Consider the following 14,304-nt stretch of genomic DNA (forward strand, 5'->3'; position numbering starts at 1 on the left):
CATCATGAGCCGTATCTTGACCGAGGCTGTCAGCCGCCGATCATTTCTAGTGTCTGCCGGCGTCACCGTGGGTGGCGCCTTCGCCGCCAACCTGCTGCCTTCCGGCGTCTTCGCCGCGACCAAACCCATTGTGTTGCGCTACACCAGCAGCCTGCCCGACACCCATCCGTTGAACAAACAGATGAAGGCTGCTTCCGAAGCCATCAAAGCCGAAACCAACGGGGCCGTGGACCTGCAGGTGTACGCCAACGGCGCCATGGGCGGCGACACCGACATGCTGTCCCAGGTGCGCGCAGGTGCCATCGATTTCATTCCGTTGCCTGGCGCGATTCTCTCGACGCTGGTGCCGGCCATGTCCATTGAGAGCATGCCGTTTGCGTTCAAGGACTACGACACTGTCTGGGCCGCGCTGGACGGCAAACTCGGCGAGCACGTACGGGCCAAGACCGCCAAGGTCGGCCTGATCCCGATGGAGAAAGTCTGGAACAACGGCTTCCGCCAGATCACCAGTTCGACGCGGCCGATCAACACCCCGCAAGACCTCGCCGGCTTCAAATTGCGTGTGCTGGTCAGCCCGCTATGGACCTCCATGTTCAGCGCCTTGGGCGCCTCCCCCACCGGCATCAGCATCAACGAGACCTACTCGGCGTTGCAGACCAAAGTCGTCGACGGCCAGGAAAACCCGTTGGTGGTGGTCGAGTCCGCACGCTTCTACGAAGTGCAGAAATACTGCTCCATGACCGACCACATCTGGGGTGGCTTCTGGATCGTCGCCTCGGGCAAAACCTTTCCGAAATTGCCGGCGGACATACAGGAAATCGTCTCCCGGCAAATCAACGCTGCCGCGCTGATACAGCGCCAGCAGGTCATCGACCTCAATGCCAGTCTGGAGCCGTCCCTGACCGCCCATGGCATCACCTTCAACAAAGTCGACCGTTCATTATTCAGGACTGATCTGCAATCCAAAGGCTTCTACAGCCAGTGGAAGGAAAAGTACGGCCCGGAAGCCTGGAGCTTGCTCGAGCAGTACGCAGGTCAACTGTCCTAAGCCGGAGACAAGGTCATGAAAAGCGAACTACCAATGACGGATGTTTCTCCTGCTGAAGGACTCAGCCCACACCAGGCCACGTTTCGTCTCGGACGCGCACTCGACACCGGGTTGCGCTGGCTGACCGAAGGCAGCGCGGCGTTGCTGGTGATCATCGAAGTCACGCTGCTGTTTTGCAATGTGTTCTCCCGTTACGTGCTCAATCAACCCATCGTCTGGGGTGATGAACTGGCCTCGCTGCTGTTTCTCTGGCTGGCGATGCTCGGCTCAGTGGTGGCGATGCGGCGCGGCGAGCACATGCGCCTGACCTCGTTCATCGGGCGGTTACCGCTGGAAAAACGCGCCTTTGTCGACACCTTGGGCGCGGTGATTGTCATCACGTTTATCGGGTTGCTGTTCACACCGGCCTGGGAATACGTCAGCGACGAATGGATCATCACCACGGCCGCCCTGGAAATCCCCAACGCCTTTCGCGTATCGGCCATTGCAGTCGGCCTGAGCCTGATGCTGATGACCTGTGTCGCGCGGCTGCTGACCAGCGCGCGGTTGATCGACTTCTCGGTGTCGGTGGCGATGCTGGCCTCACTGGCCGCGCTGTTGTGGGTGGCTGAGGGCTGGATGCTGCTGATGGGCAACTGGAACCTGGTGGTCTTTTTCATGATTGGTGTGATGGCGATGATCGTCATTGGCGTGCCGATCATGGTCGCGTTCGGCCTGGCGACGGTGGCTTACCTGTCGACCATGACCAGCACGCCGCTGACCCTGGTCATCGGACGCATGGACGAAGGCATGGCGAGCCTGATCCTGCTGGCGATTCCGTTGTTCGTGTTTTTGGGCGCATTGATCGAAGCCATGGGCATGGCCCGCGCGATGATCCGCTTTCTGTGCTCGCTGATCGGCCATGTGCGTGGCGGTCTGTCTTATGTGCTGATCGGCGCCATCTACCTGATCTCCGGTATTTCCGGGTCCAAGGCAGCCGACATGGCGGCCATCGCGCCGGCACTGTTCCCGGAAATGAAGAAACGCGGTGAGGATGAAAACGAACTGGTGGCGATGCTCAATGCCTCCGGGGCGATGTCGGAAACCATTCCGCCAAGCCTGGTCCTGATCACCATTGGCTCGGTGACCGGCGTGTCGATTTCCGCCCTGTTCACCGGCGGTTTCATGCCGGCGGTGGTGGGTGCGATTGCGATGGCCGCCGTGATCTGGTGGAAGAACCGCAAAGGCGAAGCCTCCACTGGAAAACGCGCTTCCGGCAAGGAAATCGGACGTTCACTGCTGCTCGCAGTCCCTGCTCTGGCGCTGCCCTTTGTGATCCGCACCGCGGTGGTCGAAGGGGTTGCCACCGCCACTGAAGTCGCCGCGATTGGCGTGGCCTACACCTTTATCGTCGGCTTGCTGTGCTACCGCTGCTTTGACTGGCGCCGGCTTTATCCGATCCTGGTCAGCACCGCGTCGCTGTCCGGCGCGATCCTGATCATCATCGGCAGCGCAACCGCCATGGCCTGGGCGCTGACCCAGTCGGGTTTCTCCCACCAGTTGGCGCAAGTGATGTCGACAGTGCCGGGTGGCGCGATGGGTTTCCTGATCATCTCCGCCGTGGCGTTCATCCTGCTCGGCAGCTTCCTCGAAGGCATCCCGGCCATCGTGCTGTTCGGGCCGCTGCTGTTTCCGATTGCCAAGGCCATGGGCATCAACGACGTGCATTACGCCATGGTCGCGATCTTCGCCATGGGCCTGGGCTTGTTCGCCCCGCCGTTTGGCGTGGGCTTCTACGCCGCTTGCGCCATCGCCAAGGTCGACCCGAGCGGTGCCATGCGCCGAGTCTGGCCGTATCTCGGCGCGCTCGTCGTGGCCCTCGGGGTGCTGATTGCCGTGCCATGGATCTCCATTGGTTTCCTGCCCAACGCCTGAATCACTTTTTGACTGTCAGCACTCAAACACGAGGTTTCTCATGAATTTCTCCGCACTCGAAGCCGGCACCGCCACCGAACGCAAACTGATCGTGGACAGGGAACGCACCATCTCGTTTCTGGGCGAGGACTTGCGCATCTACGCCACGCCCCGCCTGGTGGATGACATTGAACAGACGTGCCTGGACTACCTGCTGACCTTCCTCGACGAAGGCGAAAACACCGTCGGTGCCGCGGTGGATATCCGCCACGTCGGCGCCACGTTGCTCGGCATGTCGGTCAGCATTGTCGCCACGGTCACCCGGGTCGAGGGTCGCAGCGTCACCTTCAACGTCGAAGTGCGCGATGACGTCGAGCTGGTGGCCACGGCGGCACATACCCGGGTGGTGGTGAACGTCGCCAAACTGCGCAGCCGGGTGCAGGCCAAGGCCGAGGCCGCTGTCGCGGGCGAAGTCGATGACGGCGTGCTCAGCCCCTCCCAATTCGCCGCGTCGCGCTGAGCAAGGGACGACGTCATGATCACGCTGCACGAACGCAACGGTTTGCCCAACCTGGCTGCCGAGGATGCGCTGCCGATCGTCGATGCCCATCACCACTTGTGGGACTTGGGCAACGGTCGATATCCGTGGCTGCAGGACGACTATCACGAGGATTTTTTCCTCGGCGACTACCGCAGCCTCTGCCAGGATTTCTTGCCGGGAAAGTTTCTCGCCCTGACCGAAAGACAACGGTTGGTCGGGACAGTGCATGTCGAAGCTGAACGTGCTCGTGATGAGCAGGTCGCCGAGACACGCTGGCTGGAACAAGTGAATTCCCGTTACGGCTTCCCGAATGCCATCGTTGCCCACGCCTGGTTCGACCGTGAGGACAGCGCCGAAATTCTCGCTGCCCAGGCCGCGAGACCACTGGTGAAAGGCATTCGCTCCAAACCGGTGACTTCGGCATCCCCAGATGTATCGATTGCCGGCGCACGGGGCACAATGCAGGACCCAAAATGGCTGGAAGGCTTTTCGCGTCTGGCTGAACACGATCTGTCGTGGGATCTGCGCGTGCCGCCATGGCACCTGGTGGAGGCTGCGGAAGTGGCAGCGATGTTTCCGCAAATCCAGGTCGCGCTCAATCACACCGGCTTCGCCTGGGATCGCAGCCCGCAGGGCATGGCCCGCTGGCGCAAAGGCCTTGAAGCCCTGGCCATGCAGCCCAACGTGCACATCAAGCTCTCGGAGTTCGGGCTGAAGGATTCGCCCTGGAATTACGACGACAACCGTGTCGTGGTGCTGACGGCGCTTGAGATCTTCGGGCCTGAGCGATGCATGTTCGCCAGTAATTTCCCGGTCGCCGGATTGCGTGCGTCCTACGACACGATTGCCGATGGCGTCGCCGCGATGCTCGCTCCCATGGGCCGTGCCGTGCAGGAAGCGGTGTTCGCCGGCAATGCACGACGCTTTTATCGTCTGGAGGAACAGCATGGATGACCGTGCGCGCTTTCTGGCCAGCGGCGAGGATGCTGACCTGCCCATCGTCGACGCTCACCAGCATTACTTCGATATCGAACAGCATTACTACCCATGGCTGAATGATCGACCGTTGCGGCCCTTTCGCTACGGCGATTACTCGTCGATCTGCCGCAACTTTCTACCCCGGGATTATCGCCGGCTCACGGGCAACCATCGCATCGTGCAAACCGTCGTCATCGAAGGTGAATGGGACCCGGCCACGCCCGCCGACGAGGTGAGGTTTGTCGAGTCGCTGGCACAAGACGAACCCACCCTGGCGGCGATGGTCGCGCAGGTCTGGCTTGATCGGGAGGCCGCCTCGGAGCTCTTGCGCCAGTACGGCGACCACCCGTTGGTGCGCGGCGTGCGCCACAAACCGTCGGTCACCAGCCGTGAGGCATGGCGCGAAGATTTCGTGGCGCCCGGCTCCATGCGTGATCCGCGCTGGCGCGAAGGCTACGCACAACTGGCAGAAAACGGCCTGCACTTCGAGTTGCAGGCGCCCTGGTGGCATCTGCCGGAAGCGGCCGAACTGGCCAGGGACTTTCCGGACGTGACCATCGTGGTTAATCACACGGCGCTGCCGGCGGATCGTTCGCCAGAAGGGTTAGCCGGCTGGCGTAAAAACCTCGCGTTACTGGCACTGGAGCCGAACGTCGCGCTGAAGATTTCCGGCATCTGCATGCCCGGCAAGGCGTGGCCCGTGGAGATGAACCGGATCGTCGTGAACGACGCGATTTCGATAGTCGACGTCAGCCGTTGCATGTTCGCGAGCAATTACCCGGTCGACGGCGTAGTGAACGGCATGAGCGAGATCTTCGACGGTTTCAAAACCATCACCGGCGACCGTCCCCTGACTGATCGGCTCGCCCTGTTTCATGACAACGCCCGGCGCATTTACCGGCTCACTTGACCCTCATTGAACAGCCCTTGGAGTTCCCATGTTTGAAGTTTCAGGCCACAACTACATTGCCGGCGCTCGTTCCGCACAAGGTTCGACCACCCTGCATAGCCACGACGCCAACACCGGCGAAGCACTGCCGTATCGCTTCCACCAGGCAACCGTGGAGGAAGTGAATGCGGCCGCCGAAGCGGCGGCCACGGCTTACCCGACATTTCGTCATCTGTCAGCCGCCCGACGTGCTCAGTTCCTCGAGGCGATTGCCACTGAGCTTGAGGCGCTGGACGACACGTTCATTGCCCTGGTGTGCCAGGAAACCGCCCTGCCCGCGGGTCGTATTCAAGGTGAACGAGCCCGCACCAGCGGCCAGATGCGCCTGTTCGCCACGATGCTGCGTCGCGGCGATTTCTTCGGTGCCCGCATCGACCGCGCCCTGCCGGATCGCCAACCTTTGCCCCGCCCCGACCTGCGCCAGTACCGCACCGGGCTCGGCCCGGTCGCAGTGTTCGGCGCCAGTAACTTCCCGCTGGCGTTCTCGACCGCGGGTGGTGACACCGCCTCGGCGCTCGCGGCGGGTTGCCCGGTAGTGTTCAAGGCCCACAGCGGGCATATGGCAACCGCCGATTACGTCGCCGATGCGATTACCCGTGCCGCGAAAAAAACCGGGATGCCCGATGGCGTGTTCAGCCTGCTCTACGGCAGCGTCGGTGAGGCCCTGGTCAAGCACCCCGCCATCCAGGCGGTCGGTTTTACAGGCTCGTTGCGTGGCGGTCGGGCCTTGTGTGATATGGCAGCGGCACGCCCTCAACCGATCCCGGTGTTCGCCGAAATGAGCAGCATCAACCCGGTCGTGTTGATGCCCGACGCACTCAAGGCGCGCGGTGACAAGATTGCGGCGGAACTGAGTACCTCCGTGGTGCTGGGTGCGGGTCAGTTCTGCACCAATCCCGGATTGGTGCTGGGCATTCGCTCGCCGGAATTCACGGCGTTCCTCGAACGTTTTACCGGTCTGATGGGTGAACAACCGGCGCAAACCATGCTCAACGCCGGCGCCCTGAAGAGCTATTGCCATGGTTTGGACAATCTGCGCGCACACCCCGGCATTACGCATCTGGCCGGTAACGGGCAACAGGGCAACCAGGCACAGCCGCAGGTATTCAAGGCCGACGTCAGCCTGTTGATCAACGGCGATGAGTTGCTTCAGGAAGAAGTCTTCGGCCCGACCACCCTGGTCGTTGAAGTGGCCAATCACGCGGAACTGCTGCAGGCCCTGCACGGCTTGCGCGGCCAATTGACCGCAACGCTGATCGTCGAAGACTCGGACACCGCCACCCTGGGCGACATTCTGCCGTTGCTGGAACAGAAAGTCGGGCGCGTGCTGTTCAACGGCTATCCGACTGGCGTGGAAGTCTGCGATGCGATGGTGCACGGCGGCCCCTACCCGGCCACATCGGATTCGCGCGGCACGTCGGTCGGGACGCTGGCGATCGATCGCTTCCTGCGCCCGGTCTGTTATCAGAACTGCCCTGACAGCTTGTTGCCGGACGCATTGAAGAATGCCAACCCGCTGGGCATCGCCCGACTGGTTGACGGCGTCAGCAGTCGCGATGCGCTGTAAGTCACCCGGCTTCAACTAACACCCACCGTTAGCGACAACTTCCGCGCCTGTTGAACAACAGGCGCCGGATTCGCTCGTCCCGAAAACCGCTGCACCCACACAACAACAAAAACAGAGGAAGCCTCATGCACGTTCAACTTCACCCGAAACACTGCCTGTCCACATTGATGTTGGCGGTGACCACCGCCTTGATGTTCAACACAGCGGCCATCGCCGAAACCCAGCCAACCGCGACGACAACACCCATGCAATGTGCCACTGAAGCCACACCGCGCTACACCAAGACCCCCACCGGTTACCTGATGGTGCTGCGCATGGGCGACAACGCCTTCAAGGAACTGACCAAGCTGGCCATCGCCGAAAAAATCCCCAGCGCCTCCATCAGCGGCATCGGTTTCGGCAATGTGAAATTCGGATTCTGGAACAAGGACAAAAAAGACTTCGACGCCAAGACCCTGAACAGCGTCGAGATGGCGAGCATCACCGGCTCCGTGGCGTGGAAGAACGATCAGCCTTCGATCCATATGCACGGCGTCGCCGGTGACGCCACCTTTCAAGCGTACGGCGGCCACATCCTCGACTTCGAGGTCACCACCGGCTCGATGGAAATTACCGTGATCGTCCATCAGCGTCGTCTGGAACGTGGCATCGACCCATGCATCGGCGCCAACGTGCTGGGTATTTAACTCAAGCGTCACGCTCCCGCAGACCGCCTGCCATGCCGGCAGCCGCGCCTGCGGGAGTGACTCTCCCCTATTCAAACTACAAAAAAAGGGCGATTTCGATGAGCAACACAACAACGGCGGTAACGATCGCACTGGGCGCCATTGCACTGAGCACCCAGGCGCACGCCGACTTCCTGAGTGACAGCAAGGCCACGTTGGGGATGAGAAATTTCTACTTCAACAACGACAACCGCGACGGCACGGCCACGCCTTCGAAAACCGAAGAGTGGGCGCAAGGTTTCATGCTCGATTACAAGTCGGGCTACACCGACGGCAGGGTCGGCTTTGGCGTCGATGCTTTGGGGCTGATGGGGATCACGCTGGACAGTGGCAAAGGACGGCATGTCGGCAGTTCCATGATCCCTTCGGATACGGATAACAGCGCTGTCGACGAGTGGAGCCGACTGGGGTTGACCGGCAAGGTCAAGGTGTCGAAAACCGAACTGCGCCTGGGCACGCTGATGCCGAAGCTGCCGATCCTGGTGTCCAACGACGGTCGTCTGCTGCCGCAAACCTTTGAAGGTGGCCAGATCACCTCGGGCGAGTTCAAGGATTTGACCTTTACTGGAGGGCGAATCGAACACGCGACCGGTCGCGGTTCAAGCGATCAGACCGGATTGGCCGCCACCGGTGGCACTCGTGAAAGCAACGCCTTCGACTTCGCCGGCGGTGACTGGAAAATCACCAAGGACCTGACCGCCCAGTATTACTACGCCAATCTGGACGACTACTACACCCAGCAGTTTTTCGGCCTGATCCACACACTGGCAATCGCGGAAGGTCAGTCGCTGAAAACCGACTTGCGCTACTTCAAGACTGATTCATCCGGTGAAAACAGCTCGGGCACTACCGGCTACAAAATCAGTGGCTACACCCAGGACAATGATGGCGAGATCGACAATAAAACCTGGAGTGCCGCACTGATTTACACCGTGGGTGGCCATGGCATCACCGCGGGCTATCAAAGCGTGTCGAGTGGCAGCAACTTCACGCAACTGAGTCAGGGCAATCTGGTCAAAAAGGGTGCCGGCGGCGCCAGTCTTTACCTGTATACCGACCGCCTGATTCAAACGTTCACCCGTGCGGGCGAACGCACGACCTTCGGTCAATACGCCTACGACTTCGCGGCCATGGGAGTACCCGGTTTGAAAGCCTCCGTCATGTACCTCAGCGGGGACAATATAAAGACGACATCCGGCGGCACGCAGAAGGAGTGGGAACGGGACATTGCCCTGGACTATGTGATTCAGTCCGGCGCTCTGAAAAACGTCGGATTTGGATGGCGTAATGGCAAGTCCAACAGCGAGGCGTCGCGAAACCAGGACCAGAACCGCTTGATTGTGAGCTACAGCATTCCGTTGCTGTAGCAGTCAGCGCAGGGAGCCGTGTAGCCCGCTGTCGAGTGAATCGAGGCTGCGATTCTTTTGATTTAGATTTTCAAGGGTGAGATCAAAAGAATCGCAGCCTCGTTTCACTCGACAGCGGCTACAGGGTTATGTGGTTCTTTGTGAGTTGCTCGGCATCCCAGCGCCTGTGCGATTTTGAGCGTCATCGCACACGGATAACGCATCAACAGGGAACTCCTGAGGGGCGCCAGGCATCCTAAATGATGAGGTACTTCCTTTTTTGCTTCACGCTTCAGAGGACACCGCTATGCGCCGCCTGATTATCATCTCCTTATTCATGTTGTGTTTGCCCTTCGGTTCGGCCTTCGCCGACGTGGACGCAGGCGATGTCGCCACCTCTGCCGGGGTTTCAGCATCGCTGTACTCGACGTTCAAGGACCACAAACTGGCGATTCCTGCCCGTGATGATGCCTCCAGCTTCGTAGCCAGTGGCGGTACGATCCGCGGTGTGTACCTGGAGTCGGTATTGAACCAGATTCGTCAGCAAAATCCTGGACTCAAAGCCAGCGACGAAGAGCTTGCCAGAGCCATCCTGATCCAGGAAAGCACCGCTGGCCAATGAAGGTTGCAAAGTTAACGGAAGAGCTCGCGACAGCCGGAGAGCGTGCAGCCCTGCCTTGCTTCACCCAGAGGACAAACGCGCCCATCCGGCCACTAGCTGGGCGCTGATGCTGACCCCGCCACACACCACAATCACCACGTCATGGGCCTCGGCGATCGCCGGATGGTCCAAGTACGCGATTGCCAATGAAACACCGCACGCCGGCTCGACCAACTGGCGCAGGTCGTTGGCGTAACGCACCACCCCCATGATCGCCTCGTCATCACTGAGCACCACACATTCGTGAGGAAAATCCGGGAGGTGCTGCACCGGCCACGCAGCGACTTTGGCAGCGCCCAGGGATGTTGCGACGGTGTCGATGCGCGCCAACCTGACGGGATGCCCGGCCTCGATGGCGGCAGCGAAGGACGCCGCGCCTTGGGTTTCACACGTAACGATCCGGCAATCCATGCGCTGGTGCCGGATCAATCCGGTCAGGATGCCCGCCAGCAAACCACCGCCGCCGACCGACGTCACCAGCGCATCGACCTGGGGACAATCCTCAAGGACTTCATCAATCAGACTGCTGTGCCCTTCCCACAATACGGGGTGATCGAACGCTGGCACGTATTCGGTATCCGCATCCTGTGAAAGCTCTTTTGCCCGTTGATTGGCCTCATCCCAGACTTTGCCGTGCACGATCACCTCGGCGCCGGTTTTCCTGATCCTGGCGCGGGTGGTTTCGGGGGTGGTGTGCGGCACGATAATGCAGGCTTTGAGCCCGAGCGCAACGGCGGCCATGGCGGTGGCAAAACCGGCGTTACCGCCGGAAGGACAGACGACTTTGCGTTTGCCTTGCGCCTTTGCCTGACTGCACAAAAGGCCCATGCCACGCATTTTGAACGAGCCACTGGGTTGCAGGTTTTCCAGTTTGAGCCAGATGCGCCGGGTCGGCGTGGACAGCCCTGGGTGGAGGATCAAAGGCGTTCTGATGTGAAGCATTGTGTGCTCCGTTTGGCAGCACCGGCGGGTCGGGTTTTCGACGAGCCGGTGGTGAACAGTCCTTATCCAAGCTTAGTTCACCCTGGCCCGCCGCTACCGTCTCAGCGATAACGCGGTGCCGGCGATGAGTGGCCAAACGACCCGGACAGCACCTGGCGCTGGGCTTCGTAGGCGTCCCATTTGTCGCCTTCGTGCAGGCCAGGGATGGTCACCACTTCTCCTTTTGCCAATCCTGCGAGCGCCGCATCGACCATGTCCTCGGCAGACATCACAATCTCTTGCGGCAGGTTTTCCACCGGATTGCCGGCCTCGCTCCAGAAGTCGGTGGCGGTTGCGCCGGGCAACACCGCCTGGACACGAATGCCCTTGTCGGCCAGTTCGTGATGCATCGACTGGCTCAGGCCCAACACAAAAGCCTTGCTCCCGCCGTAAACACCGTTGAGGATTTCCGGAGCGATGGCGACGATAGATGAAATGTTGATGACGGTGCCGCCGCCGCGTGCAACGAAGCCCGGTACCACGGCATAGGACAAACGCATCAGCGCAGTGACGTTGAGGGTGATCATGTCTTCCATGTCATCCACCGGGCTGCCGAGCAACGGCATCACGCCGCCAACGCCGGCGTTGTTGACCAGCAGTGTGATACTCGCATCGTTGCACAGAATGCTCTCGACCCGCAGCAAGTCAGCCTTGTCTTTGAGGTCGGCGACAACCACTTCCACGGCGCGGCCGGTTTCGTTGCTCAGGTGATTGGCCAGGGCGTTGAGTTTGCCTTGGCTGCGGGCGACCAGAATCAAGTCGTAGCCCTGCCGGGCGAGTCGGTCGGCGTAAACTGCGCCGATGCCCGAAGAAGCGCCAGTGATCAGTGCAGTGCCTTTGGATGAAAGAGCCATGTTCAATTTCCTTCACAGTGAGGCGATAAGGTCGCCGGGTGTGGACAGTTATAAATTGACTCACGCTCGTCTCAAATGACGTTTAAAGTACGTTTTTCGGACACAGGCTTTCGAGGGCTTGATCATGACTTCCGTGGCGTTTGTGGTTTTCGAGGGCTTCCAGTCCATGGCGCTGGCGGCGATGCCGGTGTTCGAGTACGCCAACTTCAGCGCCGGCGAAGCGCTTTATGAGGTCAGCGTCATCTCTGAGGATGGCCGTTCCCTGCAGGCTTCCGGTGGCCTGAGTGTGGGCACCCGAGCCTTTGATGAGCAGGTGTTCGACACCGTGATTGTGGTCGGTGGCGATTCGATCCTCGAGCAGGCGCCCGAGGGTGTGCTGGCGTATCTGCGCGACCGCGTGAAAACCGCACGGCGTACGGCGTCGATCTGTTCAGGGGCGTTCGTGCTGGCTCAGGCTGGTCTGCTCGACGGGCGGCGGGCCACCACTCACTGGGCCTATGCGCGGGAACTGCAAGCGCGGTTTCCCTCGATCAAGGTAGAAGAAGACCGCATTTACGTGGTCGACGGTTCCATCTGGACCTCCGCCGGCATGACCGCTGGCATCGACCTGGCGCTGGCCATGGTCGAAAAGGACCATGGCGCCGAACTGGCCCGGTCCGTTGCGCAGAAACTGGTGATGTATCAACGCCGGGCCGGAGGCCAGTCGCAGCATTCGGCACTGCTGGAACTGGAGCCCAAATCCGACCGGATTCAAACCGTCCTCGGCTACGCCCGGGAACATCTGACGTCGGCGTTGTCGGTGGAGCAACTGGCAGAAGTCGCACGCCTCAGCCCACGGCAATTCAGCCGCACCTTCCGCGCCGAGACCGGGCAATCCCCGGCCAAGGCCATCGAAAACCTGCGTCTGGAAGCGGCGCGGCAGCTGCTCGAACGCGGTCGCCTGACCCTCGATCAGATTGCCGCCGAGGCTGGCTTCACCGACCGTCGTCGGATGCGCGAAGCCTTCCTCAGGGCGTTCGGCCAGCCGCCACAGGTGATTCGGCGTAATGCCCGGTCGCAGATGACGGCTTGAGTATTACCGCGCGGGAAGCGCTGCCTTCAGATGGATCCTGGCCCTGACGGTGGCATGGCCGGGCTGGATGAACAGATTCGCCAGCGCACCGGTGTTCCGGTGGTGGATGGGGTGACAGCGGCGGTGACCATTGCCGAGTCGCTGGTGCGGTTGGGCTTGTCGACTTCCAAGGTGCGGACTTATGCGACGCCGCGGCCCAAGAACATCATTGGCTGGCCGGGGCGGTTTGGCAGGTAGACCGAGTCGTCCCCATCGCGGGCAAGCCCGCTCCCACAGGTTTTGCGTTGTTCACATCACCGTGGGACGACACAAAACCTGTGGGAGCGAGCCTGCTCGCGATAGCGATGGCACATTCAGCATAGATGTGACTGAGAAACCGCTATCGCGAGCAGGCTCGCTCCCACACTTTTAGATTTTCGTCAGGCGGATAAGGTTTTCGGGAGCCGGTTGCACTGAAACCAGCTCGTAACTGGCCAGGGTGGCATGCTGTGTCTGAATCGGATGGTCATGGGTCGAGGTGATGATCATGAGGCCTGCCCCAGCCGCTTCTGCCGCAAGAATCCCCACGGCGGCATCTTCAAAGATCAGGCAATCAGTCACTGCAAAACCTAACCGTTGAGCCGCCAGTCGGTAGCCCGCAGGGTCCGGTTTGCCGGCGCTGACATCTTCGGCGGTGACCATGACACCCGGCTCGGGAATCCCCGCCGCCGCCATCCGGCGCAACGCCAAAGCCCTTGGCGCAGAGGTGACGATCGCCCACTGATTCGCCGGCAAGGACCTGAGGAAATCTGCCGCGCCGGACACCTCGACAATCCCCTCCACATCCTCGATCTCCGCCTCGGTTATCCACTTCGCCTCGGCCTCTGCATTCACCCCGGGCAACGCCAGGCGATTGATGGTGTCGATGGCACGGGCGCCGTGAATGGTCGGAAGAAAGGACTCGACATCCACCCCGTGGCGCAGGGCCCAGGTGGTCCAGATCCGCTCGGCGGCGGCGATGGAGTTGAGGACGGTGCCGTCCATGTCGAACAGGAACGCGCGATACGGCGTATTAAAAACGGATTCGTGGGCAGACAAGGATGAATTTCCTTTGTGTGTCAGGCAGGTTCGTCAATGTACACGACCTACACAGGCCGCCGCGACTTGAAGGCCCCCTCGACACAATCAAGCAGTTGCCCCAATGCCCAGGGCTTTTTGATAAAGGACACTGGATGCTTAACACCAGAGGTCTCGGGGGTTTCGTAACCGGACATGATCATGATCGGCTTGTCCGGCCAGCGATCGCCAAATTTATTGGCCAGGTCCGCGCCGTTGAGTTTGCCGGGCATGGTGATGTCCGTGAGCAACAGACCAACCTTGTCGGCGTGCTTTTCGAGATATTCCGATGCGGCATCCGCGCTGACTTGCGGTTCAACCTTGAAACCTTCCTCCTGAAGAATTTCGCAGAGGAATTCCAGAATCAAAGGGTCATCTTCAACCACCAGAATCAACCCGCCAGGAAGCTGCTCGCCCGCCATCGTTGTTGGACACATAACCTTGCCACTCCCTGATTGCCTAATGATTTCGCGGGCTCAAATCCGCTGCCTACAGGTATGAGCAGCGGACTCGGCGGAAATTCATTTTTGATACATGCGACTTGAAAGTTGTGAGTACCTCCCGACCATCGCAGCCGTTCGCAAACCCACAATT

14 protein-coding genes and 1 pseudogene are annotated in these 14,304 nt (G+C 60.6%); 11 read left to right on the forward strand and 4 right to left on the reverse strand.

All coding sequences use genetic code 11. The annotated features are described in order from the left end of the window. The first annotated feature begins 4 nt into the window (after positions 1 to 4). The 9 genes from ACRC4F_RS15725 to ACRC4F_RS15765 all read left to right on the forward strand — a co-directional run bounded on the left by ACRC4F_RS15725 (position 5) and on the right by ACRC4F_RS15765 (position 9,669). Positions 5 to 1,048, forward strand: coding sequence for a TRAP transporter substrate-binding protein (locus ACRC4F_RS15725; protein ID WP_438660159.1), 1,044 nt, complete (start codon positions 5 to 7; stop codon positions 1,046 to 1,048). Positions 1,049 to 1,063: 15 nt separating this feature from the next. Continuing rightward, positions 1,064 to 2,962 carry a TRAP transporter large permease gene (locus tag ACRC4F_RS15730; protein ID WP_438660160.1) on the forward strand — a complete coding sequence of 633 codons (1,899 nt, stop codon included), beginning with the start codon at positions 1,064 to 1,066 and terminating at the stop codon, positions 2,960 to 2,962. Positions 2,963 to 3,002: 40 nt separating this feature from the next. Then, complete coding sequence (locus ACRC4F_RS15735; protein ID WP_438660161.1) at positions 3,003 to 3,461, forward strand: thioesterase family protein; 459 nt, start codon at positions 3,003 to 3,005, stop codon at positions 3,459 to 3,461. A gap of 15 nt (positions 3,462 to 3,476) precedes the next feature. Then, positions 3,477 to 4,436 carry an amidohydrolase family protein gene (locus ACRC4F_RS15740; protein WP_438660162.1) on the forward strand — a complete coding sequence of 320 codons (960 nt, stop codon included), beginning with the start codon at positions 3,477 to 3,479 and terminating at the stop codon, positions 4,434 to 4,436. Continuing rightward, on the forward strand, positions 4,429 to 5,370 hold the full coding sequence (locus ACRC4F_RS15745; protein ID WP_438660163.1) for an amidohydrolase family protein: 942 nt from the start codon (positions 4,429 to 4,431) through the stop codon (positions 5,368 to 5,370). Before ACRC4F_RS15740 ends, ACRC4F_RS15745 begins: the two co-directional genes overlap by 8 nt. 28 nt (positions 5,371 to 5,398) lie before the next feature. Continuing rightward, on the forward strand, positions 5,399 to 6,976 hold the full coding sequence (locus ACRC4F_RS15750; protein WP_438660164.1) for an aldehyde dehydrogenase (NADP(+)): 1,578 nt from the start codon (positions 5,399 to 5,401) through the stop codon (positions 6,974 to 6,976). Positions 6,977 to 7,101: 125 nt separating this feature from the next. Next, the gene (locus ACRC4F_RS15755; RefSeq protein ID WP_438660165.1) at positions 7,102 to 7,662 is read left to right on the forward strand and encodes a PPC domain-containing DNA-binding protein; all 561 of its coding nucleotides are present in this window, start codon (positions 7,102 to 7,104) and stop codon (positions 7,660 to 7,662) included. 98 nt (positions 7,663 to 7,760) lie between these two features. Further along, a complete protein-coding gene (locus ACRC4F_RS15760; RefSeq protein WP_438660166.1) occupies positions 7,761 to 9,068 on the forward strand; it encodes an OprD family porin in 1,308 nt (435 codons plus the stop codon). Positions 9,069 to 9,354: 286 nt separating this feature from the next. Next, positions 9,355 to 9,669: a DUF2388 domain-containing protein gene (locus ACRC4F_RS15765; protein ID WP_438660167.1), complete on the forward strand. Its 315-nt coding sequence runs from the start codon at positions 9,355 to 9,357 to the stop codon at positions 9,667 to 9,669. Between the two features lie 60 nt (positions 9,670 to 9,729). On the opposite strand, the gene ACRC4F_RS15770 is transcribed toward ACRC4F_RS15765, so the two are convergent. Together ACRC4F_RS15770 and ACRC4F_RS15775 are read right to left on the reverse strand one after the other, a co-directional pair. Further along, positions 9,730 to 10,650: a pyridoxal-phosphate dependent enzyme gene (locus tag ACRC4F_RS15770; RefSeq protein ID WP_438660168.1), complete on the reverse strand. Its 921-nt coding sequence runs from the start codon at positions 10,648 to 10,650 to the stop codon at positions 9,730 to 9,732. A 101-nt stretch (positions 10,651 to 10,751) separates the two neighbouring features. After that, positions 10,752 to 11,543 carry an SDR family NAD(P)-dependent oxidoreductase gene (locus tag ACRC4F_RS15775; RefSeq protein ID WP_438660169.1) on the reverse strand — a complete coding sequence of 264 codons (792 nt, stop codon included), beginning with the start codon at positions 11,541 to 11,543 and terminating at the stop codon, positions 10,752 to 10,754. Between the two features lie 124 nt (positions 11,544 to 11,667). On the opposite strand from ACRC4F_RS15775, the gene ACRC4F_RS15780 reads away from it, so the two are divergent. Both ACRC4F_RS15780 and ACRC4F_RS15785 read left to right on the forward strand, forming a co-directional pair. Beyond that, positions 11,668 to 12,615 (forward strand): GlxA family transcriptional regulator, encoded by a 948-nt coding sequence (locus ACRC4F_RS15780; protein WP_438660170.1) that lies wholly within the window; start codon positions 11,668 to 11,670, stop codon positions 12,613 to 12,615. A 48-nt stretch (positions 12,616 to 12,663) separates the two neighbouring features. Continuing rightward, positions 12,664 to 12,852 (forward strand): annotated as a pseudogene (locus tag ACRC4F_RS15785) (aspartate/glutamate racemase family protein); the annotation flags it as partial. 171 nt (positions 12,853 to 13,023) lie between these two features. Here the strand turns inward: ACRC4F_RS15785 and ACRC4F_RS15790 are convergent. Both ACRC4F_RS15790 and ACRC4F_RS15795 read right to left on the reverse strand, forming a co-directional pair. Then, positions 13,024 to 13,692, reverse strand: coding sequence for an HAD-IA family hydrolase (locus tag ACRC4F_RS15790; RefSeq protein WP_438660171.1), 669 nt, complete (start codon positions 13,690 to 13,692; stop codon positions 13,024 to 13,026). Positions 13,693 to 13,739: 47 nt separating this feature from the next. Further along, positions 13,740 to 14,147, reverse strand: a complete 408-nt coding sequence (locus tag ACRC4F_RS15795; RefSeq protein ID WP_438660172.1) for a response regulator — start codon at positions 14,145 to 14,147, stop codon at positions 13,740 to 13,742. Between the last annotated feature and the right edge of the window lie 157 nt (positions 14,148 to 14,304).

The sequence above is a fragment of the Pseudomonas sp. genome (assembly GCF_051660785.1).
In the GTDB taxonomy this organism is placed as follows: domain Bacteria; phylum Pseudomonadota; class Gammaproteobacteria; order Pseudomonadales; family Pseudomonadaceae; genus Aquipseudomonas.